This window comes from Streptomyces sp. BA2 (assembly GCF_009769735.1).
Taxonomy (GTDB): domain Bacteria; phylum Actinomycetota; class Actinomycetes; order Streptomycetales; family Streptomycetaceae; genus Streptomyces.
In genome coordinates, this window is sequence record NZ_WSRO01000002.1 from 3,131,309 (window position 1) to 3,155,172 (window position 23,864).

General features: G+C 70.6%; 21 protein-coding genes. 13 read left to right on the forward strand and 8 right to left on the reverse strand.

Features of this window, described 5'->3' with window-relative positions; genetic code table 11:
• Positions 1-5: 5 nt before the first annotated feature.
• Positions 6-485 (forward strand): lytic transglycosylase domain-containing protein, encoded by a 480-nt coding sequence (locus E5671_RS16850; protein WP_202121144.1) that lies wholly within the window; start codon positions 6-8, stop codon positions 483-485.
• A gap of 113 nt (positions 486-598) precedes the next feature.
• Here E5671_RS16850 and E5671_RS16855 read toward each other — a convergent pair whose 3' ends face one another.
• Positions 599-1,768, reverse strand: a complete 1,170-nt coding sequence (locus E5671_RS16855; protein WP_160504800.1) for a steroid 3-ketoacyl-CoA thiolase — start codon at positions 1,766-1,768, stop codon at positions 599-601.
• A gap of 263 nt (positions 1,769-2,031) precedes the next feature.
• Between E5671_RS16855 and E5671_RS16860 the strand changes: the two genes are divergently transcribed.
• Together E5671_RS16860 and E5671_RS16865 are read left to right on the forward strand one after the other, a co-directional pair.
• Positions 2,032-3,276, forward strand: a complete 1,245-nt coding sequence (locus tag E5671_RS16860) for a cytochrome P450 (protein ID WP_160504801.1) — start codon at positions 2,032-2,034, stop codon at positions 3,274-3,276.
• A 148-nt stretch (positions 3,277-3,424) separates the two neighbouring features.
• Positions 3,425-5,047, forward strand: coding sequence for a hypothetical protein (locus tag E5671_RS16865; protein ID WP_160504802.1), 1,623 nt, complete (start codon positions 3,425-3,427; stop codon positions 5,045-5,047).
• Here E5671_RS16865 and E5671_RS16870 read toward each other — a convergent pair.
• Positions 5,001-7,064, reverse strand: a complete 2,064-nt coding sequence (locus E5671_RS16870) for a phosphatase PAP2 family protein (protein ID WP_160504803.1) — start codon at positions 7,062-7,064, stop codon at positions 5,001-5,003. The genes E5671_RS16865 and E5671_RS16870 overlap by 47 nt on opposite strands.
• Positions 7,065-7,669: 605 nt before the next feature.
• On the opposite strand from E5671_RS16870, the gene proP reads away from it, so the two are divergent.
• The gene (gene proP / locus E5671_RS16875; protein WP_443032789.1) at positions 7,670-8,977 is read left to right on the forward strand and encodes a glycine betaine/L-proline transporter ProP; all 1,308 of its coding nucleotides are present in this window, start codon (positions 7,670-7,672) and stop codon (positions 8,975-8,977) included.
• A gap of 45 nt (positions 8,978-9,022) precedes the next feature.
• On the opposite strand, the gene E5671_RS16880 is transcribed toward proP, so the two are convergent.
• A complete protein-coding gene (locus tag E5671_RS16880) occupies positions 9,023-10,141 on the reverse strand; it encodes a serpin family protein (RefSeq protein WP_202121145.1) in 1,119 nt (372 codons plus the stop codon).
• 203 nt (positions 10,142-10,344) lie between these two features.
• On the opposite strand from E5671_RS16880, the gene E5671_RS16885 reads away from it, so the two are divergent.
• Positions 10,345-11,013 carry an O-methyltransferase gene (locus tag E5671_RS16885; protein WP_160504804.1) on the forward strand — a complete coding sequence of 223 codons (669 nt, stop codon included), beginning with the start codon at positions 10,345-10,347 and terminating at the stop codon, positions 11,011-11,013.
• 64 nt (positions 11,014-11,077) lie between these two features.
• On the opposite strand, the gene E5671_RS16890 is transcribed toward E5671_RS16885, so the two are convergent.
• Positions 11,078-11,470, reverse strand: a complete 393-nt coding sequence (locus tag E5671_RS16890) for an FHA domain-containing protein (protein WP_160504805.1) — start codon at positions 11,468-11,470, stop codon at positions 11,078-11,080.
• A gap of 113 nt (positions 11,471-11,583) precedes the next feature.
• Between E5671_RS16890 and E5671_RS16895 the strand changes: the two genes are divergently transcribed.
• The 4 genes from E5671_RS16895 to E5671_RS16910 all read left to right on the forward strand — a co-directional run bounded on the left by E5671_RS16895 (position 11,584) and on the right by E5671_RS16910 (position 13,683).
• The gene (locus E5671_RS16895; RefSeq protein WP_160504806.1) at positions 11,584-11,991 is read left to right on the forward strand and encodes a J-domain-containing protein; all 408 of its coding nucleotides are present in this window, start codon (positions 11,584-11,586) and stop codon (positions 11,989-11,991) included.
• Positions 11,992-12,022: 31 nt separating this feature from the next.
• On the forward strand, positions 12,023-12,349 hold the full coding sequence (locus E5671_RS16900) for an antibiotic biosynthesis monooxygenase family protein (protein WP_160504807.1): 327 nt from the start codon (positions 12,023-12,025) through the stop codon (positions 12,347-12,349).
• A gap of 75 nt (positions 12,350-12,424) precedes the next feature.
• Positions 12,425-13,063: a LysE family translocator gene (locus tag E5671_RS16905; RefSeq protein WP_160504808.1), complete on the forward strand. Its 639-nt coding sequence runs from the start codon at positions 12,425-12,427 to the stop codon at positions 13,061-13,063.
• Positions 13,064-13,131: 68 nt separating this feature from the next.
• Positions 13,132-13,683: a GNAT family N-acetyltransferase gene (locus E5671_RS16910; RefSeq protein ID WP_160504809.1), complete on the forward strand. Its 552-nt coding sequence runs from the start codon at positions 13,132-13,134 to the stop codon at positions 13,681-13,683.
• Between the two features lie 97 nt (positions 13,684-13,780).
• On the opposite strand, the gene E5671_RS16915 is transcribed toward E5671_RS16910, so the two are convergent.
• Together E5671_RS16915 and E5671_RS46280 are read right to left on the reverse strand one after the other, a co-directional pair.
• Positions 13,781-15,880, reverse strand: a complete 2,100-nt coding sequence (locus tag E5671_RS16915; RefSeq protein WP_160504810.1) for an MDR family MFS transporter — start codon at positions 15,878-15,880, stop codon at positions 13,781-13,783.
• 195 nt (positions 15,881-16,075) lie between these two features.
• Positions 16,076-16,831 carry a hypothetical protein gene (locus E5671_RS46280; RefSeq protein ID WP_237330179.1) on the reverse strand — a complete coding sequence of 252 codons (756 nt, stop codon included), beginning with the start codon at positions 16,829-16,831 and terminating at the stop codon, positions 16,076-16,078.
• On the opposite strand from E5671_RS46280, the gene E5671_RS46285 reads away from it, so the two are divergent.
• On the forward strand, positions 16,782-17,030 hold the full coding sequence (locus E5671_RS46285) for a peptidoglycan-binding protein (protein ID WP_336605772.1): 249 nt from the start codon (positions 16,782-16,784) through the stop codon (positions 17,028-17,030). The genes E5671_RS46280 and E5671_RS46285 overlap by 50 nt on opposite strands.
• 153 nt (positions 17,031-17,183) lie before the next feature.
• Here the strand turns inward: E5671_RS46285 and E5671_RS16925 are convergent, their stop codons facing one another.
• Both E5671_RS16925 and E5671_RS16930 read right to left on the reverse strand, forming a co-directional pair.
• Positions 17,184-17,849 carry an HAD-IA family hydrolase gene (locus tag E5671_RS16925; RefSeq protein WP_160504812.1) on the reverse strand — a complete coding sequence of 222 codons (666 nt, stop codon included), beginning with the start codon at positions 17,847-17,849 and terminating at the stop codon, positions 17,184-17,186.
• A 235-nt stretch (positions 17,850-18,084) separates the two neighbouring features.
• On the reverse strand, positions 18,085-18,663 hold the full coding sequence (locus E5671_RS16930; RefSeq protein ID WP_160504813.1) for a TMEM165/GDT1 family protein: 579 nt from the start codon (positions 18,661-18,663) through the stop codon (positions 18,085-18,087).
• A gap of 522 nt (positions 18,664-19,185) precedes the next feature.
• Between E5671_RS16930 and E5671_RS16935 the strand changes: the two genes are divergently transcribed.
• From E5671_RS16935 to E5671_RS16945, 3 genes are all read left to right on the forward strand, one after another.
• Positions 19,186-19,833, forward strand: coding sequence for an HNH endonuclease family protein (locus tag E5671_RS16935; RefSeq protein ID WP_160504814.1), 648 nt, complete (start codon positions 19,186-19,188; stop codon positions 19,831-19,833).
• 121 nt (positions 19,834-19,954) lie between these two features.
• A complete protein-coding gene (locus tag E5671_RS16940; protein WP_160504815.1) occupies positions 19,955-21,625 on the forward strand; it encodes a DUF7800 domain-containing protein in 1,671 nt (556 codons plus the stop codon).
• A 263-nt stretch (positions 21,626-21,888) separates the two neighbouring features.
• Positions 21,889-23,862, forward strand: coding sequence for an FAD/NAD(P)-binding protein (locus E5671_RS16945; RefSeq protein ID WP_160504816.1), 1,974 nt, complete (start codon positions 21,889-21,891; stop codon positions 23,860-23,862).
• Positions 23,863-23,864: the final 2 nt, after the last annotated feature.

Sequence of the window (23,864 nt, forward strand, 5' to 3'; positions counted from 1 at the left end):
ACACCATGTCCCCCACGGAAGGCCACGCTTTGTCCGCCACGCTCCTCCGCCGTATCGCCACCCCGAAGAAGGCCCTCACCGGTGCCGCCGTGGCCGCCGCCACGTCGGGCATGCTGTTCATGGCGGGCCCGGCCCAGGCCGCGGCCCCCTCCGAGGCGAAGGCCGCCGCTCCGGCCGCCGCCCCCGCAGCGGCTCCTTCCTCGGCGCAGGCGATCGCGAAGAAGAAGATTCCGGACCCGGCGCAGTACGAGGCGTTCAGCAAGATCGTGGAGCACGAGAGCGGCTGGAACCCCAGCGCCACGAACTCCTCCTCCGGCGCCTACGGCCTGGTCCAGGCCCTGCCCGGCTCGAAGATGGCTTCGGCGGGCTCGGACTGGAAGACCAACCCCGAGACCCAGATCGAGTGGGGCCTCGACTACATGAACGACCGCTACGGCAGCCCGACGGGCGCCTGGGCCCACTGGCAGGCCAACGGGTGGTACTGAGCCTTAGGGCGGCCACCTGAACGGAAGTCCGGCGCACCGTGAATCACCGGCTTCGCCGAGTTCGTCCTCAAACGCCGGACAGGCTGGATTCCCAGCCTGTCCGGCGTTTCGGCTCACAGCCTCTGGATGATCGTCCCCGTAGCAACAGCGCCCCCCGCGCACATGGTGATCAGCGCGAACTCCTTGTCCCGGCGCTCCAGTTCATGCAGGGCAGTCGTGATGAGCCGAGCCCCGGTCGCCCCCACGGGATGCCCGAGCGCAATCGCGCCCCCGTTCACGTTCACCTTCTCCAGGTCCTGCTCGAAGATCTGCGCCCAGCTCAGGACCACCGACGCGAACGCCTCGTTGATCTCCACGAGGTCGATGTCCTTCAGGGACATCCCCGCCTTGCCGAGGACCGCCCGCGTCGCGTCGATCGGCCCGTCCAGGTGGAAGTGCGGATCGGCACCCACCAGCGCCTGCGCCACGATCCGCGCGCGCGGCTTCAGCTTCAGGGCCCGCGCCATCCGCTTCGACGCCCACATGATCGCCGCCGCGCCGTCCGAGATCTGCGAGGAGTTCCCCGCGGTGTGCACGGCGGTCGGCATCACCGGCTTGAGCCGCTCAAGGCCCTCCATCGTGGTGTCCCGCAGCCCCTCGTCCCGGTCGACGAGCCGCCACATGCCCTGCCCCGCGGCCTGTTCCTCCTCCGTCGTCGGCACCTGGACGGCGAACGTCTCGCGTTTGAAGCGCTCCTCGGCCCAGGCGGTGGCGGCGCGCTCCTGCGAGATGAGGCCGAGCGAGTCGACGTTCTCCCGCGTGAGGCCGCGGTTGCGGGCGATGCGCTCGGCCGCCTCGAACTGGTTGGGCAGGTCGACGTTCCACTCCTCGGGGAACGGCTTGCCGGGACCGTGCTTGGAGCCCGACCCCAGCGGCACCCGTGACATCGCCTCGACGCCACAGCTGATCCCCACGTCGATGACGCCTGCCGCGACCATGTTGGCGACCATGTGGCTGGCCTGCTGCGACGAGCCGCACTGACAGTCCACCGTCGTCGCCGCGGTCTCGTACGGAAGGCCCATCGTGAGCCAGGCCGTGCGCGCCGGGTTCATGGACTGCTCCCCGGCGTGGGTCACCGTGCCGCCCACGATCTGCTCGACGCAGTCGGCGTGGATGCCCGTACGGCCGAGGAGCTCGCGATAGGTCTCGCCGAGCAGATAGGCGGGGTGGAGATTGGCGAGCGCGCCGCCGCGCTTACCTATGGGGGTGCGTACGGCTTCGACGATGACAGGTTCCGCGGCCATGGGCGTCCTCTCCATCCACATCCCGCGGGAGTGTCCCGGCACCCACGCGGAGAACTAGTACGCGTTCTAGTTCTGCATGCAGTCTGCTGAGGGCGACCCCGGCACCGCAAGGGGCTTGCACGCACCTTGCGCAGTACCTGCACGAAAGCGGGCCGGTCGCGGGCCTTGCCACTTATAGAACCCGTTACTACCTTGCGGGGCATCTCCTGATGGTCCGTCAGGACAGCTACAGAGCTGCCAGAACTGAACTCCTGGAGTTGCCGATGCCCTGTCCAGCGCTGCCCGACGGGTTCGACTTCACCGACCCCGACCTGCTCCAAGAGCGCGTACCCCTACCGGAGTTCGCCCAGCTGAGGCAGACGGAACCGGTGCGCTGGATCGCCCAGCCGCCGCGCATCTCCGGCTTCGACGACGCGGGATACTGGGCCGTCACGCGGCACGCGGACGTCAAGTACGTCTCCACGCATCCAGAGTTGTTCTCCTCGAACCTCAACACCGCGGTCATCCGCTTCAACGAGACGATCAGCCGGGACCAGATCGAGGTCCAGAAGATGATCATGTTGAACATGGACCCGCCCGAGCACACCCGGGTCCGCCAGATCGTGCAGCGCGGCTTCACGCCCCGCGCCATCCGCTCGCTGGAGGACGCGCTGCGCGACCGCGCAGGCTCCATCGTCGAGACGGCCCTGGCGAACGCCGCGGCCGACGGCTCCTTCGACTTCGTCACCAACGTCGCCGTGGAACTTCCCCTCCAGGCCATCGCCGAGCTCATCGGCGTGCCCCAGGACGACCGGACGAAGATCTTCGACTGGTCCAACAAGATGGCCGCCTACGACGACCCGGAGTACGCGATCACCGAGGAGGTCGGCGCCGAGGCGGCCATGGAGATCGTCTCGTACGCGATGAACCTCGCCGCCGCCCGCAAGGAGTGCCCGGCCAAGGACATCGTCAGCCAGCTGGTGGCCGCCGAGGACGAAGGCAACCTCTCCTCCGACGAGTTCGGCTTCTTCGTCATCCTGCTCGCGGTGGCCGGCAACGAGACCACCCGGAACGCCATCACCCACGGCATGCACGCCTTCCTCACCCATCCGGAGCAGTGGGAGCTCTTCAAGCGCGAGCGCCCCGAGACCACCGCGGAGGAGATCGTGCGCTGGGCGACCCCCGTGGTCTCCTTCCAGCGCACCGCGACCCAGGACACCGAGATCGGCGAGGCGAAGATCAAGAAGGGCGACCGCGTCGGGATCTTCTACTCATCGGCCAACAACGACCCCGACGTCTTCGACGAGCCGGAGAAGTTCGACATCTCCCGCGACCCGAACCCGCACCTCGGATTCGGCGGCGGAGGCCCGCACTTCTGCCTCGGCAAGTCGCTGGCCGTCCTGGAGATCAACCTCATCTTCAACGCGATCGCGGACGCGCTGCCCGGTCTGCGTCTGGTCTCCGACCCCCGCAGGCTCCGCTCGGCCTGGCTGAACGGGGTCAAGGAACTGCAGGTCAGCACGGGCTGACCCGCTGCCAGGGAGGCAGGGGCGAGTCCCCCTACGCCCTGCCCCTGCCTCCCCCGGGTCTTTTCCCGCGGAGCCAACGTTTCCGTTGCGTGACGCGTCTTGAGAAGTGAACCTTGCCTTTCCAAGACTTCGAACGGAAACGGTCGCCGTGGTCTCCGAAGGTCTCTCCCTCGCGCCATCGGGCAGCACACCCCATGAGCGGAAGACCTCCCTCCGCGCCTTCTGCCGACGCCACCGGATCCCGCTCATCGCCACCCTGCCCACGCTTCCGCTGTACGCGGTGTGGGCGGCGTTCCTCGCCACCGGCGGCGGCGACCTGGCGGCGCAGTACGCCTGGGCGCGCTTCGCGTCGGAGCACGGGGCCGCCGCGTACGGCCTGTTCTGGTACGGCGGCATGCACACCGCCAACTACAGCCTGATCTCGCCCTACTTGATGGCCGCCGTGGGCGTGAAGACGGTGACGGTGGTATCGGGCGTCGCCGGTGCCTGGCTGGTGGCCGCGCTCGTCGAACGCACCGGGATGCGTCGCCCGCTGTGGCCCGCGGTGCTCGCCTCGTTCGCGGTGTGGTGCAACGTCGCGTCCGGGCGTACGACGTTCGCGCTCGGCATCGCCTTCGCGTTCGCCGCCTGCCTGGCCCTTGTGCGGGAGCGGCGCGTGGGGGCCGCCGTGGTGTGCGCGGCGCTCGCCACCATGTCCAGCCCGGTGGCCGGGCTCTTCCTCGTGGTGGCGGGCGCCGCCTATTTCCTCGTACGGGACTGGGGGCGGGCCGCGGCGCTGATCGTGCCGCCGGTGGTGGTCGTGGGGGTGACCACCGCGCTGTTCCCGTTCACCGGCGAGCATCTGATGCCGTTCGACCGGATCTTCCCGCCCGTGGTGTTCAGCCTGGCGCTCATCGTGGCGGCTCCGCGCGAGTGGCGCGTGCTGCGGTGGGGGGCCGGGGTGTACGCGGCGGGGACGGTCCTGACGTATCTCATCCCGTCCCCGATCGGCACGAACGTGGAGCGGCTTGCCGAGCTCCTCGCGCCCGCCGCGCTGCTCGGCGCCCTGCTGATGCCCGCGCTGTCCCGCGTACGCCGCGTCGTGCTCATCGTCGCGCTCGTGCTGTCCACGGCCTGGGTGACCCAGAAGACGGCGGACGATCTGACGGTGTCGACGGGCGTGCCGAAGTGGGCCGCCGACACCCAGGGCGTGGTGCGGGAGCTTGAGCGGCTCGGCGCCGACCGGGGGCGCGTGGAGGTGGTCCCGGCCCGCAACCACCGCGAGGCCACGGCCCTGGCGCCGTACGTGAACATGGCGCGCGGCTGGAACCGGCAGCTCGACATCGAGCGCGGCCGCCTCTTCTACGACGGGTCCTTCTCGGCGGCCACCTACCGGGCGTGGCTGGACAAGTGGGCGGTCGGCTATGTGGTGCTGCCGTCGGGCAAGCCGGACGGGTTCGCCGAGGACGAGGCGGCCCTTGTCGCCAGCGGCCCCAAGTGGCTTCAGCCGGTGTGGCGGGACGCGAACTGGCGGGTGTTCCGGGTGAAGGACGCGGTGCCGATGGTGTCCAGGCCCGCGACCGTCGTGCGGTCCACCGGCTCCGCCATGGTGGTGCGCGTCCCCACCCGCGAGCCGGTGACGCTGCGCCTGGTGTACTCGCCGTGGCTCCGGGCGGAGGGGGCCTGCCTGAAGCGGGACGGCGAGTTCACCCGGCTCACGGTGTCCACGCCGGGCACGTACAGGATCAGCTCGGGGTACGGTCCTTCGCCGAGTCCTTCGTCATGTCGATGACCGGCGGCTCCGCCCCCGTCGCCACCTTCACCGTCCGGCCCACCCGGGGCCCGGCAAGGAGGTGGCCGAGGCCGAAGCCCGCGCCGACGACGGTCGCGCCGCCCACCGCGTCCAGGACCCAGTGGTTCCCGGTGGCGACGATCGCGGAGACCGTGAACAGCGGGTGCAGCAGGCCCAGCGCCTTCATCCACCACTTCGGCGCGAGGATCACGATCACCACCCCGCACCACAGCGACCAGCCGAAGTGCAGCGAGGGCATCGCCGCGTACTGGTTGGTGAGCGCGGTCAGCGTGCCGTAGTCCGGCTGGGTGAAGTCCTGCACGCCGTGGACCGTGTCGATGAAGCCGAGCCCGGGCATCAGGCGCGGCGGGGCCAGCGGGTAGAGCCAGAACCCGACGAGCGCGAGGACCGTCGCGAAGCCGAGCGCCGAGCGTGCCCAGCGGTAGTCGGCGGGGCGCCGGACGTAGAGCACACCGAGGACGGTCAGCGGCACCACGAAGTGGAACGACGTGTAGTAGAAGTTGAAGAACTCCTCCAGCCAGTCGACCTTCACCACCGCGTGGTTGACCCAGTGCTCGATGTCGATGTGCAGGAACTGCTCGATGGAGTAGATCTGCTCGCCGTGCTGTTCGGCGGTGGCACGGCCGCCCGAGTTGGTGCCGCCCGTCGCGGCGAGCCGCGCCTGCTGGTAGGCGGAGTAGCCGACGCGGATCAGGAGCAGTTCGAGGAGGAGGTTCGGCCGGGTCGTGACCCGCCGCCAGAACGGGAGCAGCGGCACCCAACTCCAGCGCGTGGGCACGGGCTTGGCGTAGTCGGTCGGGACGGGCTCCTGGTACTGGGGGTGCGCGCGGGAGAGGAACGGCACCACCGTGGCGGCGGCGAGCGCGGCGATCAGCACGACGTTGTCGCGGATGGGCTCCACGACCGGCATGTTCGGCAGCATCATCTTCGCCGGCAGCGTCGACACGAGGATGACGGCGATCGGCCACATGTACCGGTCGGACTGCTTCTTGCCGACCCGGCCCACCACCGCGAGCAGCACCCACAGGAGCTGGTGCTGCCAGGTCGTCGGGGACACGGCGACGGCGACGCAGCCGGTGATCGCGACGGCGAGCAGCAGCTGCCCGTCCTTGGCGTAACGGACCGCGCGGCGTACGCCGAACCAGATGACGGCCGCGCCCAGGACCACGAACACGCCGATCTCCAGCGGCCCTTCGAGGCCGAACCGGAGCAGGGCGCCGTGCAGCGACTGGTTGGCGAGGCCGTCCGGACTCGCGCCCAGGCCCGCGCCCGCCAGGTGGTGTATCCAGTACGTCCACGAGTCGTGCGGCATCGCGGCCCACGCGAGCGCGGTGACGGCGAGGAACGTGGCGCCGGTGGACGCCGTGGCGCGCCTGCGGCCGGTGAACCAGAACAGGGCGGCGAAGAGCAGCAGCGTGGGCTGGAGCGCGGCCCCGATGCCGATGAGGATGCCGCTGGCGCGCTCCCCCCGGACGGCGAAGCAGCCGAGCAGGACGAGGAGCACGGGAATGATGCTGGTCTGGCCCAGGTGCAGGGTGTTGCGCACCGGGAGCGACAGCATCAGGAGGCAGATCGCGACGGGCGCGGCGAGCAGTGAGGTGCGCCGGGACACGGGCTGCGGCAGCGCCCGAGCCGCGACCATGCCGAGGATCACGACCAGGGTCAGCGTGCCGAACGTCCAGCCCCAGCCGAGTGCTTGCTCGGCCGCGCGGGAGAACGGTTTGAGCACGAGTCCGGCGAAGGGGGTGCCGGTGAACTTGTCGGCGTCGTAGAAGGAACCGTTCACATGCAGGACGCCGTCCGGGCCGATCCAGGTCTCCAGGTCGGTGAGCCGCTCCCCTTTCGGCGTACGCAGGACGACGGCCACCTGTCGTACCGCGAGTACGGCAGCGATCAGCCAGAGGGTGACGCGGAGCGCCCCGATCCGCGTCCTCGGTGTGCCGGGCGTACCCGCCCCAAAGGCATTTCCCGGTCCCCCGTGCTCAACATTCGCCACGCGCCGTCGGCCCTCCCGCCCCGCTCGTCATCTCTGCTCGGTCCCAACGTCCGGTCGGCTCCGAGAGTTCTCCCTCGGCTCCGAGGTGTGCGGTCGGGCCCGAAGGGCTCGCGCCCTCATCGGACCCGAAAGGCTCGCGCCCTCAGATGAGACGCGCGCAACCTCCATTTCACCTGGCAGCCACACCGCTTTCTACCGGCTTTTGCGCAGACTTCCCAACCAGGCCTTTTGTCCGGTTGACGACTGGATCTCCACAGGCCGTCCACTTCCTGTCCATGAAACGACGGCCCGTGCCCCGCACGGCGGTTCCTCCCACGAGCCGCGACATAGATCACAAAGACGCCTTCCGGCCACCACCGGAAGCGGAACCATTTGCCCTGGATAGCGGCACTTTCCGGGCAGTGTGCGGTTGGCCGGACACCGACCGTAATGATGCCACCTACACCTATGGTCGCTTGCGGGCCGCCCCTCGCTGGGCGGCTCTGCCCTTGCAGTCAACCGAGAGGCAGGCGAGCGAACCCTTGCCGGCAGCCGCACCCGTCGCACCCGTAGCTCCGCAGACCCAGGCCCCTCCGTCCGCGCACGCCTCGGCGGACGTCACCGTCGTGGACCCGGCGCTGGTCAAGCGGGCGGTGAAGGCGGCTGCTCTCGGCAACGCGATGGAGTGGTTCGACTTCGGCGTCTACAGCTACATCGCCGTGACGCTCGGCAAGGTCTTCTTCCCCTCGGGCGACCCCACGGCCCAACTGCTCTCCGCCTTCGGCGCCTTCGCGGCGGCGTTCCTGATCCGCCCGCTCGGCGGGATGGTCTTCGGCCCGCTCGGCGACCGCGTCGGCCGCCAGAAGATCCTCGCCCTCACCATGATCATGATGGCGGCGGGAACCTTCGCGATCGGCCTGATCCCTTCCTACGCGTCCATCGGCGTAGGAGCCCCGATCCTCCTTCTTCTGGCCCGCCTGGTGCAGGGCTTCTCGACGGGCGGTGAGTACGCGGGCGCGTCGACCTTCATCGCCGAGTACGCACCCGACAAGAAGCGCGGCTTCCTCGGCAGCTGGCTGGAGTTCGGCACACTCGCCGGCTACATAGGCGGCGCCGGCCTGGTGACCCTCATGACGGCCCTCCTCTCCACGGAGGACCTCCTCTCCTGGGGCTGGCGCATCCCGTTCCTCATCGCGGGCCCGATGGGCCTGATCGGCCTGTACCTGCGGATGAAGCTGGAGGAGACCCCGGCGTTCGCCGCGGAGCTCACGAAGGCGCACAAGGACGAGCAGTCCCGCCCGAAGGTGCGCCTGCGCGACATGGTCCAGGGCCAGTGGAAGGCGCTGCTCCTGTGCATGGGCCTGGTCCTGGTCTTCAACGTCACGGACTACATGCTGCTGTCGTACATGCCGAGCTACCTGACGAGCGAGCTCAAGTACGACGAGACGCACGGCCTCATGGTCATCCTGGCGGTGATGGCGCTGATGATGTGCGTCCAGCCGTTCGCGGGCGCGCTGACCGACCGGGTGGGCCGCCGCCCGGTGATCGCGGCGGGCTGTGTGGGCTTCCTGCTCCTCTCCGTCCCCGCCCTGCTCCTGATCCGCCAGGGCTCGCTCTGGGCGATCGGCCTCGGCATGGCGGCGCTCGGCCTGCTCCTGGTCTGCTTCACGGCCTCGATGCCGTCGACGCTCCCCGCCCTCTTCCCGACCAAGGTCCGCTACGGCTCGCTCTCCATCGGCTTCAACATCTCCGTATCGATCTTCGGAGGCACGACACCACTGGTGGTGACGGCACTGATCGGAGCGACGGGGAACATGATGATGCCCGCGTACTACATGATGGCGGCGGCCGTGGTGGGCGGAATCGCGGTGTGGTTCATGAGCGAAAGCGCGGGGCGGCCACTGCCGGGTTCGCGCCCGGCGGTCGAAAAATAGCCGTCCGGCGTTTGAGGACGAACTCGGCGAAGCCGGTGATGCGCTCTACCCCACCGGCGCCCCCGCCTGCCAAGCGGTGAACAGAGGCACCTCCCCCGCCCCGTCAAGCACCACGACCCCGAACGGCCGGTTGAAGGCGATCCACTCGATCCGTCGAGGGACATACGGAGCCCCACCGGGAGCCATCGGCACAGCCGTAACCGCCGCCGCCTCGACCCCCTCCTCCGCAACCTTCACCACGGCCTCCTGCACCACCTGCGATATCGCAAGCCTCTCCGGCGACATCCCGGAGAAGTCGGCCCCCTCGCTCATCGCCCACCGCACACCCAGCACCGCCAACTGCTCCGTCGCGTCGACCCGCGTCCGCAAGGACATCCGCGGCAGCGCCATGTTGATCTGCTCGGCGTCGATCCCCGTCCACCGGCCTTCCGGTGCCCACGCGAGCGGCAGCACCTCGGCGGCCCCGGCTCCCGGCTCACCGAGCACGAACCGCACCCGGGCAGGTGCCCGCCCGTCCTCTGACCGGCACTTCAGCTCGATGACACTCGCGCCGCCCACCGTCCAGGCGCAGTTCAGCGGAACGGGCCGGTGCATCGTGGGCACCCGGTGCCGCACGCCGAGCGCGTCCGTGAAGTCCTGATCGCGCGTGCCCGCCCCCTCGAAGGGGAGCTCCCAACGCGCCTTGAGCGCAAGCGCGTTGACCAGAACCAGCAGCGCATCCGGAGTGATCACCACCGGCAGCCGCTCGATGAGACCGTCCGTCGCCTCCCGCACCCACGCGTCGATGCCGTCCGGGTCCATCGGCCCGAATCCCACGTCGGGCAGCGCCTCCCGATAGGCGCGGTACACCGGAACCCGGCTCCACACCCGGGTGGCGACGGCCACCGCGTCCGTGCCGGCGAACGCCCGCGCGGCTGCCGTGACCACACCGGCGGCCTCTTCACCCGCCACGCCGAGCAACTCCCGCAGCTCCCCGGCGGTCTCCTCCCGCGCGCCCACCGCGACGGCGGCCAGCGCGAGCCACAGCCCGGCGGGCGAGCACACGAAGTCCCCCGCTCCCGCCCCGTCACTGCGGCCCTGCCCCGGCCCGCCCCCCGAGCCAGGCGAAGCCATCAGCGGCAGCCACCGCTCGGCAAGCCCCCGGATCGCCGGCGCGGGCAGCATCTGCCCAGCCCAAGTCCCCGTCCCAGCCCCGCTCCCAGTCCCGGTCCCAGCCCTCGTCCCGTACGTCATCTCGACCCCCGCAGCCCACAGCTCTCGTACCGCCATCACAGACCGACAACCCCAGTATGCGAGTCACCACTGACAATCGACCCCCACCCCACTAACATCGTTAGCAAACCTAATGAACGCCAGGAAAGGCCCCCATGACCCAGCAGCAATGGACCGCGGTCGACACGTACTTCACCGATCTCCTGACCCCCGCCGACGAGGCCCTGACCGCGGCCCTGCACGACAGCGACGCCGCCGGTCTGCCGCAGATCAGCGTCGCGCCGAACCAGGGCAAGCTGCTCCAGCTCCTCGCCCAGATCCAGGGCGCGCACCGCATCCTCGAGATCGGCACGCTCGGCGGCTACAGCACCATCTGGCTGGCCCGCGCCCTGCCCGCGGACGGCCGCCTGATCACCCTGGAGTACTCCCCGGTCCACGCCGACGTGGCCCGCGGCAACCTCGCCCGCGCCGGCCTCGACAAGCTCACCGAGGTCCGGGTGGGTCCGGCCATCGACTCGCTCGCCGCGCTCGTGGCCGAGGACGCGGCCCCCTTCGACCTGGTCTTCATCGACGCGGACAAGGCCAACAACCCGCACTACGTGGAGTGGTCGCTCAAGCTCACCCGCCCCGGCAGCCTCATCATCGTCGACAACGTCGTACGGAGCGGAGAGGTGGCCAACGCCAACTCCACCGACCCCAGCGTGCAGGGCACGCGCAAGGCACTGGAACTCCTCGCCAGTCACCCGAAGTTGAGCGGCACGGCGCTGCAGACGGTGGGCACGAAGGGCTACGACGGCCTCGCGCTCGCCCGAGTACTGGACTGAGTCCGGGACTGAGCGTCCGGGCCGGCCGGACCAGACGGGCAGACACCGACCGGCCTCAACCCCATCAACCCTCCACGTAGAAACCGACGTTCACGCTGCGAGGCCCGGCCCGGTCCTGGATGACGACGTCACCGGAACCGCCCCGGGACAGCGGTGCCGTCCCCCCGTACTCAAGAGGCGACGGCACCCCGCCCACGGTGAGCCGCACCTGCGACGCGGGCTCGGGATGTGACCCGCGCAGCCAGGTGACCCTCCAGGTCCCGTCGGGCCCACAGCGGAACTCCAGATGCGTACGCGACACGAACAGCCAGTCGTCGGGCGGCACAAGACGGCACACGCTGCGATCGCGCCCCATCCGCAACACGGAACCCGGTGCGCTCGGCGCGTCAGCCATGAGCATGCCCGCCGTCGCCCCTTCGTCCGCCCCGGACAAGCAGGCCATGGTCAGCTCCAGCACGTACGCTCCCCCAGCTCTCAGCGGTCAGAACGCGCGGCGGCCGCACACGCCCCCCGCCGCCGCATCCTATGGCGCACCTCACGCGACCGCACCGGGCCTGGAACAATGAACCCATGACTGAACGGAAACCACCTGAGGTCAGCTTCGAGTCCTGGATCGACAAACAGATCCGCGAGGCCGAGGAGCGCGGCGACTTCGCCACCCTGCCGGGCTACGGCAAGCCGCTCCCGAAGGGCCTGGACACCTCCTCGTACGACGAGCAGTGGTGGATCAAGCAGAAGATGGCCCGCGAAGGCCTCTCCCACCTCCCGCCGACCCTCGCCCTGCGCAAGGAGGCCGAGGACGTCCTGGCCGCGGCGCCGGACGCCCCCTCCGAACAGGCGGCCCGCAAGCTCGTCACAGACCTCAACACCAAGATCCGCGAGGCCCTGCGCATGCCACCCCCGGGCCCGCCCCTGGGCCTGAAGCCCTTCGACGTGGAAGAAGTGGCCCGCACCTGGCGCGAACGCCACCCGGCCTGAACGCACGGGGGGCATGCGCGAGGATGGGCGCATGAGCATCGTAAAGATCAACGTCCTGACCGTGCCCGCCGAGCAGCGAGAGGTCCTGGAGAAGCGCTTCGCGTCCCGCGCCGGCGCCGTGGAGAACTCCGACGGCTTCGAGTGGTTCGAACTGCTGCGCCCCATCGAGGGCACCGACGACTACCTGGTCTACACGCGCTGGCGTGACGAGGAGTCCTTCAAGGCCTGGATGGAGGGTCCGATGAAGGCCGCGCACCAGGGCGGGGGCGCAGGCGGCGGGGAGCGGCCCAAGCCCGCTTCCAGCAGTGCCGCGGTGTGGTCCTTCGAGGTCGTGCAGCAAGCCGCGCCCAAGAGCTAGAAGCCAGAACGAGCCGCCCCCTGGGTGCGGAAAAGCAGTACCGGCACCCCCCGCCCCCGTGGTGCCATGGGCCCCATGATGTCCACCGACCGGATACTCGCCTTCGCGGCCATGTCGTTCCTGTTGATCGTGATTCCCGGGCCCAGCGTCCTGTTCGTGATCGGGCGGGCGCTGGCTCAGGGGCGTCGCGCCGCGCTGACCTCGGTGGTGGGGAACACGGTCGGCGCGTACGTGCTCGTGGTGGCCGTCGCGCTCGGGGTCGGGTCCGTCGTCGAGCGCTCGGTCGTCGTCTTCACGGCGCTGAAGCTGCTGGGCGCCGCCTACCTGGTGTATCTGGGGGTCAAGGCGGTGCGCCAACGCGGGTCGCTGTACGCCGCGTTCACCGGTGAAGCTCCCGCCCACAGTGGGCTGCGTACGTTGTGGGAAGGGTTCGCGGTCGGCGTGGCCAACCCCAAGACCATCGTCTTCTTCGCCGCCGTGCTACCGCAGTTCGTCGACCGCGAGCAGGGGCACGTCATGCTGCAGATGCTGGTGCTCGGCCTCGTCTTCAACGCCATCGCCCTGGCATCCGACAGTGTGTGGGGCCTGGTCGCGGCCACCGCGCGCGGCTGGTTCGCGCACTCGCCGCGGCGGCTCTCGATGGTCGGCGGGGCCGGCGGGCTCACCATGATCGGGCTCGGCGTCAGCGTCGCCGCGACCGGCCGCAAGGACTGACCTCAGGAAGCACCGCGGCCCCGTAATTTGCTTGCGGGGCACGGCAGTCGGGTCCCGAGAATGGCCTCATGACCACCCACATCGAGAACGGCACCGCGAGACCCGCCTCCTGGACCGTCGCCCCCGAAGCCGTCGGCTCCCCTGTCGCCGCGGCGCTCTGGCGCGCGTACTACACAGAGGTGAGCGACCGGTACTACCTCCTCCACGAGGGGCGCAGGACCGCACCCGAAGAGCTGGAGCGCGAGATCGCGGCGGAGACGGGCGACGACCTGCGCCCGCCCACCGGCACACTCCTTGTCGCCCGGTACGGGGACGAGGCCGCGGGGACCGCCGGAGTGCGGCTCATGGGCGACCTGAAGGGTTTCCGTACCGCTGAGCTCAAGCGCGTCTTCCTCCGCGAGGACATGCGCGGCAAGGGCGGCGCCGCCCTCCTCCTCGCCGCCGCCGAGGACGCCGCCCGCTCCCTCGGTGCCGAGCGGATCATCCTCGACACGCGCCTCGATCTGGTCGAGGCCAGAGCGCTCTACGCACGGCACGGCTACGAGGAGAGCGAGCCGCTCACCGAGCGGATGTACGCCGAGTGCTGGTACGCCAAGAAGCTGGCTCCGGCGGCCAGTTGACCCCGGGCGGTCAGTTGACCCCGGGCGGTCAGTTGATTCCGGTGGGGCCCACTGCTGCCCATCACCCGCCCCCGGCTGAGCGGCGTTGCGGCGCCGCTCAGGCCGCAACGCCGCGCTGTGGTGGCCTGCCAGACCGGCCAGGCCTGCCGCCGTGCGGACCGTTGTGCGGCTGTTCGGCGTCCGAGCCGCACATCTCGGCGCCGAGCTCCTCGACGAGCTTGACCAGGTCGGTGGGCCGGTCGGGGCCCCACCAGTCGCCGAGCAGCTCGGCCAGGGACTCCTCGCGGGCCTTGGCCAGCTTGGCGACGGCCACCCGGCCCTCGTCGGTCAGGCGCAGGCCCATGCCCTCGCGCCGGGCGAGACGGCGCTCCTCGACCTGGCGGGAGGCGGCCGTGATCACGGACAGCGGCACGGGGCTGCGCTCGGCAAGCACCGCCGGTTCCACGTGGCCGTGACGGCTGATGCGCAGGAGGAGCCAGCTCGCACCGGGCAACAGGTCGTAGCCCGCGCGCTCGGTGATGCGTACGTAGATCTCGCGGCGGCCCTCCCGCGTGCCGAGGACCGACAGTGCCCGCGCCACCTCGTCGTACGACGAACGCTCGACGGGATTGCTGGCGAGCGTCTGCGTCGGATCGGGCGCCGTGACCGAGCCGCGCAGCTTGTCCTCGCGCAGGAACCAGGCCAGGACGAAGGCGACCAGGGCCACCGGCGCCGCGTACAGGAAGACGTCCGTGATGGACGAGGCGTAGGCGTGAACGACGCCGGGGCGCAGCGCCGCCGGGAGTTCGGCGATGCCCCGCGGGTCGGACGTGAGGGAGTCGGCGCTGACGCCGGGCGGCAGTTGCTGGCCCGCGACGGCGTCGGAGAGCTTGGTGACGAGCCGGTTGGCGAAGATCGTGCCGAAGATCGCGACACCGAACGAGGCTCCGATGGAGCGGAAGAACGTCGCGCCGGACGTGGCGACGCCCAGGTCCCCGTACGGGACGGCGTTCTGCACGATCAGCACCAGGACCTGCATGACCAGGCCGAGCCCGAAGCCGAAGACGAAGAAGTAGGCGCTCATCTCGCCCGTGCTGCTGTTCTCGTTCAGCTGGTGGAGGAGGAGCAGGCCGATCGCCGTGATGCCGGTGCCCGCGACCGGGAACACCTTCCAGCGGCCCGTACGGCTGACGATCTGGCCGGACGCGGTCGACGAGATCAGCATGCCGATCACCATCGGCAGCATGTGCACACCCGACATCGTCGGCGAGACGCCTTGGACGACCTGGAGGAACGTCGGCAGATAGGTCATCGCGCCGAACATCGCGAAGCCGACCACGAAGCTGATGATCGCGGAGAGCGTGAACGTCCTGACCCGGAACAGCTTCATCGGGATGACCGGTTCGGTCGCCTTGCGTTCGATGGCCACGAAGGCCACGGCGAGCACGACGCCGAGCACCGCGAGGACGATGATCTGCGGCGAGCCCCACTCCCAGGTGGTGCCGCCGAGCGAGGCGACGAGCACGAGGCAGGTGGCGACGGCCGCGATGAGGAAGGTGCCGAGGTAGTCGATGACGTGCTTCGTCGAGCGCACCGGGATGTGCAGAGCCGCGGCGATGACGACGAGGGCCACGACGCCGATGGGCAGGTTGACGTAGAAGACCCAGCGCCAGCTGAGGTGCTCGGTGAAGAGGCCGCCGAGCAGCGGCCCGAGGACGCTCGTCGCGCCGAAGACCGCACCGAACAGGCCCTGGTACTTGCCTCGTTCGCGCGGCGAGACGATGTCACCGACGATCGCCATCGACAGGACCATCAGACCGCCGCCTCCGATTCCCTGGAGCGCGCGGAATCCGATGAGCTGCGGCATGTTCTGCGCCATGCCGCAGAGGGCCGAGCTGATCAGGAAGATCACGATGGCCAGCTGGAACAGCTTCTTGCGGCCGTACTGGTCGCCGAGCTTGCCCCAGAGCGGCGTCGCGGCCGTGGCGGCGAGCAGATACGCGGTGACGACCCACGAAAGGTGCTCCATGCCGCCGAGCTCGCTGACGATGGTGGGCAGCGCGGTCGAGACGATGGTCTGGTCGAGGGCCGCGAGCAGCATGCCGAGCAGCAACGCACCGATGGAGACCAGTACGCCGCCGTGCGCGTGCTCGTCCGGTGGCCCGGGGACGGGATCTGGCTCCGGCCCCACGGGGCGGGCGCTGACGTCCTGCGTCATGGACACCTCCTGAGGGCTCCTGCGTGTCCAGCTGTGTGTGCTGCGGGGGCTCTCCCTCTCCATCCTGGTCCGTGTGACCCGTTATGGCCTGTTGAACCGTGGGTCTGCATAATCGCTGGAGTTCTCTAGGGGTGGGGTACGACGAGTGGGCAGCAAGGAAAGACGTCCGGACGGCGCCGAAGGCCGCAGGGACGGTCAGCGATGTCCCGAATGCGGTACGTCGCGGGAGCCGGGCAGCGCGCCTGCCTGCGGCTGTACGGAGCGGGCCGCCGACGCGGCGCGGGACGCGAGGTCAGCGGACGCCGCCGCCGCGGAGGACTTCGATCCGCTGCGGATACGCCCGTACGTGACGCTGCCGGAGCCTGGCCCTGCGGAGGCGGAGGCGGCGGCGCCTGAGCCGAGGCCGGGGACTGAGCCGGGGCCGGGGCCGGCTCCCGCGCCCGTTCTCCCGCCGGAGGCCGTGGCTCCGCCGCGGTCGGCGGATGTGGGTCTTTTCGCGGCGGGCGCACCGGATTCGGCCCCCTCCCCGCCCCCTCCGCCGTACGACGACGAACCGGAGCCGCGGCGCGGCCGTACCGGCCTGTACGCGGGGGTGAGCGCGGCGGTGGCCGTGGTGGCCGTCGCGGTGCTCGCGGCGGTGCTGCTCTCTCCGGACAAGCCGCAACGGGAGCAGGCGATGCCGGACGTGCCGACACGTGCGGCGACCGCCGCCCCGTCCGACTCCGCCACGGAGCCGCCGCCGTCGACGGCTTCCCCATCGCCCTCCGCGCCCCCGTCCACGTCCTCGTCCGCGCCCGCGTCGCCCGAGGCGAGCCCCTCCGCGTCCCCGTCACGCTCGGCCTCGTCCAAGCCGCGGTCCACCCCGCCTCCGAGCCGCTCGACGGCGCGGGCGACGGGTTCGGTGGAGTCGGCGACGCCGAGGGCCGACGGAGTCCTGAGGCGTGGGGACAAGGGCCCGGAGGTCGAGGAACTCCAGCAGCGCCTGCAGCAGCTGTACCTGTACATGGGCCGGACCCACGGCAGGTACGACACCCAGGTCGCGGACGCGGTGACCCGCTTCCAGTACGCCCGGGGGACGCAGGGTGACGGCGAGGGGGTCTACGGGAAGAGGACGCGGGCGGCGTTGGAGCGGGAGACGAGGGAGCCGTAAGGCCCGGCGCCCGGCCCACACCGGCTACAGCAACCGCGGCCTCTCATCTGCAACCCCCGGCTGCCTCTCGGCTGCTACCGACGAGGCTGCCTCTCGGCTGCGGGTGCGTGGGGGCCAGTCGCGCAGTTCCCCGCGCCCCTGACGGGGCTCGGATCAGCCGAACGTCAGCCGAAGCGCCCCACCGGCCACGGCCTCCACCCGGACCTGCGTCAAGTCATCGACATGCACAGTGGGCCCGAACTCCCCCGCCCGAGGGCCGATCCCCACGACCCGCATACCCGCGGCGAGCCCCGCCGCTATCCCCGCCCCGGAGTCCTCGAAGACGACGCAGTCAGCGGGGTCGAAGCCCAGCTCGGCGGCCCCCTTGAGGAATCCCTCAGGGTCGGGCTTGCTCGCCCCCACGCTCTCCGCGGTGACCCGCACAGCGGGCAGCGGCAGCCCGGCCGCGGCCATCCGACCGGTGGACAGGGGCACATCCGCGGACGTCACGAGCGCATGCGGCAGCCCTTCGAGCGAGGCTAGGAAGGCAGCGGCTCCCGGCACGGGAACGACACCCTCCATGTCCGCGGTCTCAGCGGCCAGCATCTCGCGGTTCTCCGCGTAGTTCTCCTCCATAGCCCGCTCCGGCAGCAGCACCGCCATCGACGCGTACCCCTGGCGCCCGTGGACGACCTTGATGACCTCGTCGAAGTCGAGCCCGTGCCGCTCGGACCAGCGCCGCCAGCAGCGCTCGACCACCGCGTCGGAGTTGACGAGGGTCCCGTCCATGTCCAGGAGGAGGGCCCGGGCGGTCAGTACAGAGGCAGTCTCAGCCGTCATCGACGTACTCCAGAGCACAGAGGGGCTTCAGGGACTCCGCGGTGGAAGAGCGGAGGAAGAGCGGAGAAAGAGCAGCGGAAGAATCAAGGCGGCTCCGCCCGCCGGTCAGGGAACACGGGCGGAGCCACTTTGTTCCTCCACGATACAAAAAGGGGCCACCAGACGCCAGCACCGCAGGTCACACCCCCCACGGGGCTCCCAGCGAGGCGCAGAGCCAGGCCCCCGGCCGGACATCTCAGGCAATCGCCTCGTACAGGCTCCACACACCGAGCCCCAGCATCAGCAGCGCCGCGATCTTGGTGATCAGCGAGAGCGGAACACGCTTCATCAGCGCCTTTCCGCCGACGATGCCGAGCCCGGCGACCGCCCACAGCGCGAGCACCGCGCCGAGACCCACGGAGAGCGGGTCGTCGTACCGCGCGGCCAGGTTCGCGGTCATGATCTGCGTCAGATCACCGAACTCCGCGACCAGGATCAGCATGAATCCCGCGCCGGAGACCTTCCAGAAGCTCTGGTCCTTGGGCTCGCGGACCTCCTCCTCGTCCTCGCCGCCCTTCATGAGCAGCATCGCCGCCCCGCCGAGGAAGAGGACGCCGGTGAGCGCGTGCAGCAGTTGCTGCGGCAGGAGCGTCAGTACGCTGCCCGCCGCCACGGCGAGCACGACATGGACGACGAAGGCGGCCGCGACCCCGACGAAGACGTACGAGGCGCGGTAGCGCGTCCCGAGGACGAGCCCGGCCAGCGCTGTCTTGTCCGGGAGTTCGGCAAGGAAGACGACGCCGAAGACGAGCGCCATCACGCTGATGCTGATCAAGGTTCCTCAATCGGTCGGGGCTGCCCCACCGAGAGCATTCTGTACGTCACGTACGTACGACACCTCGGCACGGCAGCGCACACAGACGTACACGGTCATGTACGTCGGGCACTGCTTGCCGAAGGTCTCGCTGGCCGGCCTCGTCCATCGCGGTCCATTGCGGTCCATCGCGAGGATGACGGGCCTGCCTCCGGGCGCCGGCTCAGGCGAGCTGAGCAGTATGTCGACGGTCCGGCGAAGAGCTACTCCCCTTCTGCGCCATCCATCGTACGGGACGTCCGCGCACCCCGGACCAGGGCCTTTCGACCCACCGGAAAAGTGATCCGGACCACACCTGGCAGCCATTTCGACACCTCTGCGCCAACTCCCGCACAGATGACCGGACATGACACAGCACCAGGACTCTTGAACTGAGCACCTGATTGACGCGACCCTGTCACCTAACGCACATCCACCGGAAACCCCACCGCGTCAGCATGGCCGCCCCAACGGCCAACATCCCCCCACAACAAGGGAGTTCGTATGTCCGCTGTCTACGCGCGTCGACGCTTCGCCACTCTCACCGCCCTGACCGCGCTCGCCTCCGCGGCGGCCCTCCTCACCGGCGCCCCGGCCCAGGCCGCTCCCCCGGCGCCGGTCTCCGCCGCCACCGCCCGCACCTACCTGGGCCAGCTCACCGAGAAGGCCGAGGGCTCCTCCGACGGCTACAGCCGCGAGAAGTTCCCGCACTGGAAGACCCAGTCCGGCGCCTGCAACACCCGCGAGGTCGTCCTCAAGCGCGACGGCACGAACGTCCAGCAGGACTCCAGCTGCGCGGCCACCTCGGGCACGTGGAAATCCCCGTACGACGGCGGCACCTGGACCGCGGCGTCCGACGTCGACATCGACCACGTCATCCCGCTCTCCGAGGCCTGGAAGTCCGGCGCGAGCAGTTGGACCACCGCCCAGCGGGAAGGTTTCGCCAACGACCTCAGCCGCCCCCAGCTGATCGCCGTCACCGACAACGTCAACCAGAGCAAGGGCGACCAGGACCCGGCGGAGTGGATGCCGCCGACCACGTCGTACCACTGCTACTACGCGCGAATGTGGGTGGACGTGAAGCACCACTACAACCTCACGGTGAACGCGGAGGAGAAGACCAAGCTGTCCTCGGTCCTGGGCGGCTGCTGAGCCTCGCCCCTCGCAGACGGCTCCTGAGGTCACCGGCCTGTAACCAGCGGGAATCCCCGGAACCTCCCCACTGCCCTCCGTCGTTCCGTACCGTACGGGGCGACGGAGGAGAGTGATCATCGTGGCACGGCTGCGCCTGGGTCCACTGCTGAGGTATGTCGACGGTTCGACGGCGACGGTCTGGGTCGAGGCCGACCGCCCGTGCACCGCCGAAGTGCGGTGCGCCGACGGCGCCAAGGGCACGGCGAACACGTTCCAGATCGCGGGCCATCACTACGCGCTCATCCCGGTCACCGGGCTGCGTCCGGGCACCGAGACCGCGTACGAGGTGCGGCTCGGCGACAGCGGTGGCCCTGTGTGGCCGCTGCCGGGCTCGCCCTTCCCGCCGAGCACCATCCGCACGCCGGGCGGGGGCGACGACGAGGCGCTCCGCGTCACCTTCGGGTCCTGCCGCTGGGCGGCTCCGCCGAGCGACGAGCACGACTCCGTCGGGCCCGACGCCCTGGACACCCTCGCCGCCCGCATCGCCACCGGCACGGCGGCCGACCGCCCTGACGTCCTGCTCCTCCTGGGCGACCAGGTGTACGCGGACAACACCTCCGAGGCGACGCGGCGCTGGCTCGCGGCACGCCGGAATCTGAACGACCCGCCGGGCGACCAGGTCGCGGACTACGAGGAGTACACCCACCTCTACTACGAATCGTGGCTCGACCCCGAGGTGCGGTGGCTGCTCTCCACCGTGCCCAGCTGCATGATGTTCGACGACCACGACGTCATAGACGACTGGAACACCAGCGCGGCCTGGCTCGCCGAGATGCGGGCGACGCCGTGGTGGCGCGAGCGGGTCCTGAGCGGCCTGATGTCGTACTGGGTCTATCAGCACCTCGGCAATCTGCCGCCCGCCGAGCTGGAGCGCGACGAGCTGTACGCCCTGCTGCGCGCGACGCCGGACGGCACGGACGCGCTGCGCGCCTTCGCCGCGGCCTCGGACGCCGATCCCAGGGCGACCCGGTGGAGCTACCGGCGGGACTTCGGCCGCGTACGCCTGCTCATGATCGATACGCGGGCGGCGCGCGTCCTGGACGAGCAGAACCGCGCGATGATCGACCCGGACGAGGCGCGCTGGCTGCGCGAGCAGGCTCTGGACGGCGGGGGCGGGGGCGGGGGCGGAACGGATGGCTACGACCACCTCTTGATCGGGACATCGCTGCCCTGGCTGCTTCCGCACCTCATCCATGACGCCGAGGGCTGGAACGCCGCGCTGTGCCGTGGCGAGCGGGGGGCGCGCTGGGCCCGCTTCGGCGAGAACCTGCGCAGGCGCTCGGATCTGGAGCACTGGGCGGCGTTCCCCTCGTCCTTCGACGCGCTGACCTCCCTGATCGCCGAGGCGGGTACGGGGGCGGGCGCCCCGGCGACGGTGTGCGTGCTCTCCGGCGACGTCCACCACGCCTACATCGCGGAACCGACCTGGCCGGGCGGCGGCGGCCCCGACTCCCGCGTCCTGCAACTGACGTGCTCCCCCGTCCACAACTCCATCCCCGCGTCGATAAAGCTGGGCTTCCACTTCGGCTGGAGCAGGGTGGGCAGGGCCCTGGGCCGCCGCTTCGTGCGGCACGGCAGGACGGCGCGGGCAGCCATCAACTGGCGCAAAACGGGCGGGCCTTGGTTCGGCAACCAACTCATGACACTGACGCTGCGGGGCCGTTCGGCGGATGTGCAGCTGGATCAGGCGCGGGTGGTGAAGGGCGTGGGCGTACGCCTGGAAACAACCCAGGAGTCGAAGCTGTCGTGAGCTTGCGCACCCATGGGGCGCCAGGAGCCCGCTGACCGCCAGCCCACCCCCTACGCCCCCCACGACCCCCTTATTTCTCATAGCCCCGCAAAGGCGACCAGCACCCCCTGGGCAACACGTGACACAGCCCACACCCGGCTGACGATCCTCCGTCACGGGGTTCGACTTCGGGGGTTCCGGCGGCATGATGAGGCGGACCGTCCGCTTCCATCACCCCCCCCACGCCCCCCCACAGCCCCCTCCTATGCCCGGGAGTCACGCCTTTGTCCGCACCATCCGCAGCGGCCGCACCGGAACATGACGTTGCAGTCGCCGTCGTCGGCGCGGGGCCCCGCGGCACGAGTGTCCTGGAGCGCCTCTGCGCATCGGCAGCCGAACTCCTGCCGCCGGGGGCGCGGCTGACGGTCCACGTCGTGGATCCCTCGCCGCCGGGGCCGGGACGCGTCTGGCGGACCGCCCAGCCGGCCGAGCTGCTCATGAACACGGTCGCCTCGCAGGTGACCCTCTTCACCGACGAGAGCGTCGACTGCGCGGGGCCGATCCGCCCGGGGCCGAGCCTGTACGCGTGGGCCGCCGCCGGGCACGAGCCGGGGCTCGGCCCGGACGACTATCCGACGCGCGCCTGCTACGGCCGCTATCTGGAGTGGGTCTTCGCCGAGACCCTGCGCGGCGCCCCCGGAACCGTCCGGGTCCAGGTGCACGCGGCGCGCGCCGTGCGGCTCGAAGGGCCGGGCGACGGCGCCCAGTGCCTCGTGCTCGACAGCGGCCGTGAGCTCTCCGGGCTCGACGCCGTCGTCCTCGCGCAGGGCCACCTCCCCACGATCAGCGACGAAGCACAGGAGCGCCTCGCCGCCCACGCCGTGCGCCACGGGCTGCGCCACATACCGCCGGCCAACCCCGCCGACGTGGACCTGTCGTCCGTGGTCCCCGGCGAGCGCGTCCTGCTGCGCGGCCTCGGCCTGAACTTCTTCGACCACATGGCGCTCCTGACGCAGGGCCGCGGCGGACGCTTCACCCCGGCGCCGGAAGGGGGCCTGCGCTATCAGCCCTCGGGGCACGAGCCGAAGCTGTACGCGGGGTCGCGGCGCGGCATCCCCTACCAAGCGCGCGGCGACAACGCGAAGGGCCCGTACGGACGGCACGAGCCGCTCGTCCTCACCTCCGACGTCATAGCCCGCTTCCGCAAGCGCGCGGACAGCGGCGACGCCCCGGACTTCCTGGACGAGATATGGCCGCTGGTCGCGAAGGAGGTGGAGACGGTCTACTACGCGGCCCTCGTCCAACCCGCCGGGCGGGCAGCCGGGCGAGCAGAGGACTTCCGGGACGCTTTCCTCGCGGCGCCGCATCGCACGCCTCAAGAAGCCCTGATCCTGGACGAGTTCGGGATCTCCGAGGCCGTGCGCTGGTCCTGGGACCGCCTCGCGCAGCCGCACTCCGGCCGCACCTTCCGCTCCCCGGACGACTTCCGCGCCTGGCTGCTCGCGTATCTGCGTGAGGACACCGCGCAGGCCGCGCTCGGCAACGTCGCGAGCCCGCTGAAGTCCGCCCTGGACGTACTGCGCGATCTGCGCAACGAACTCCGCCTGATCCTCGACCACGGCGGCCTGTCGGGGACGTCACGCCGCGAGCACCTGGACCGCTGGTACACGCCGCTCAACGCCTTCCTCTCGATCGGCCCGCCCCGGCGCCGCATCGAGGAGATGACGGCACTGATCGAGGCAGGCGTCGTCGAGGTGCTCGGCCCGCGTCTCGACGTGCGGCCCGCCGCCGGCGGGGCGTATCTCGCGCACTCCCCCGACGTACCGGGGTCGGATGTGTCGGTCACCACACTGATCGAGGCCCGGCTCCCCGAACCGGACGTCCGGCGCACCGCGGACGAGCTGCTCGGGCGGCTCCTGAGGACGGGGCAGTGCCGCGCCCACGTCGTCGACGGCCACGAAACCGGAGGCCTCGACGTCACGCCCCGCCCCTACCACCTGATCGACCGTCAAGGCCGGGCCCACGCAAGGAGGTTCGCGTTCGGAGTACCCACCGAAGGCGTGCACTGGGTGACCGCCGCCGGGGCCAGGCCTGGCGTCGACTCGGTGACCTTGTCGGACGCGGACGCGGTGGCGCGGGCCGCGCTGCGAACGGCGGCCGGAGCGCCGGAGGGCCCCTCCGCGACCGGAGCGGTCCCGTCCGCGCGGCAAGCGGAATCCCCCGAATGGCCAGATGTTGAACTTGCAAGCATTGATTAGGT

Excerpts from the sequence above, each read along its gene's own strand:
- E5671_RS16935 (WP_160504814.1), top strand. The coding sequence starts at position 19,186 with ATGTCCGCTGTCTACGCGCGTCGACGCTTCGCCACTCTCACCGCCCTG.
- E5671_RS16880 (WP_202121145.1), bottom strand. The coding sequence starts at position 10,141 with ATGCTGCCCGCGCCGGCGATCCGGGGGCTTGCCGAGCGGTGGCTGCCG.
- E5671_RS16910 (WP_160504809.1), top strand. The coding sequence starts at position 13,132 with ATGACCACCCACATCGAGAACGGCACCGCGAGACCCGCCTCCTGGACC.
- E5671_RS16855 (WP_160504800.1), bottom strand. The coding sequence starts at position 1,768 with ATGGCCGCGGAACCTGTCATCGTCGAAGCCGTACGCACCCCCATAGGT.
- E5671_RS16905 (WP_160504808.1), top strand. The coding sequence starts at position 12,425 with ATGATGTCCACCGACCGGATACTCGCCTTCGCGGCCATGTCGTTCCTG.
- E5671_RS16850 (WP_202121144.1), top strand. The coding sequence starts at position 6 with ATGTCCCCCACGGAAGGCCACGCTTTGTCCGCCACGCTCCTCCGCCGT.
- E5671_RS16895 (WP_160504806.1), top strand. The coding sequence starts at position 11,584 with ATGACTGAACGGAAACCACCTGAGGTCAGCTTCGAGTCCTGGATCGAC.
- E5671_RS16915 (WP_160504810.1), bottom strand. The coding sequence starts at position 15,880 with ATGACGCAGGACGTCAGCGCCCGCCCCGTGGGGCCGGAGCCAGATCCC.
- E5671_RS16925 (WP_160504812.1), bottom strand. The coding sequence starts at position 17,849 with ATGACGGCTGAGACTGCCTCTGTACTGACCGCCCGGGCCCTCCTCCTG.
- E5671_RS16860 (WP_160504801.1), top strand. The coding sequence starts at position 2,032 with ATGCCCTGTCCAGCGCTGCCCGACGGGTTCGACTTCACCGACCCCGAC.
- E5671_RS16885 (WP_160504804.1), top strand. The coding sequence starts at position 10,345 with ATGACCCAGCAGCAATGGACCGCGGTCGACACGTACTTCACCGATCTC.
- E5671_RS16900 (WP_160504807.1), top strand. The coding sequence starts at position 12,023 with ATGAGCATCGTAAAGATCAACGTCCTGACCGTGCCCGCCGAGCAGCGA.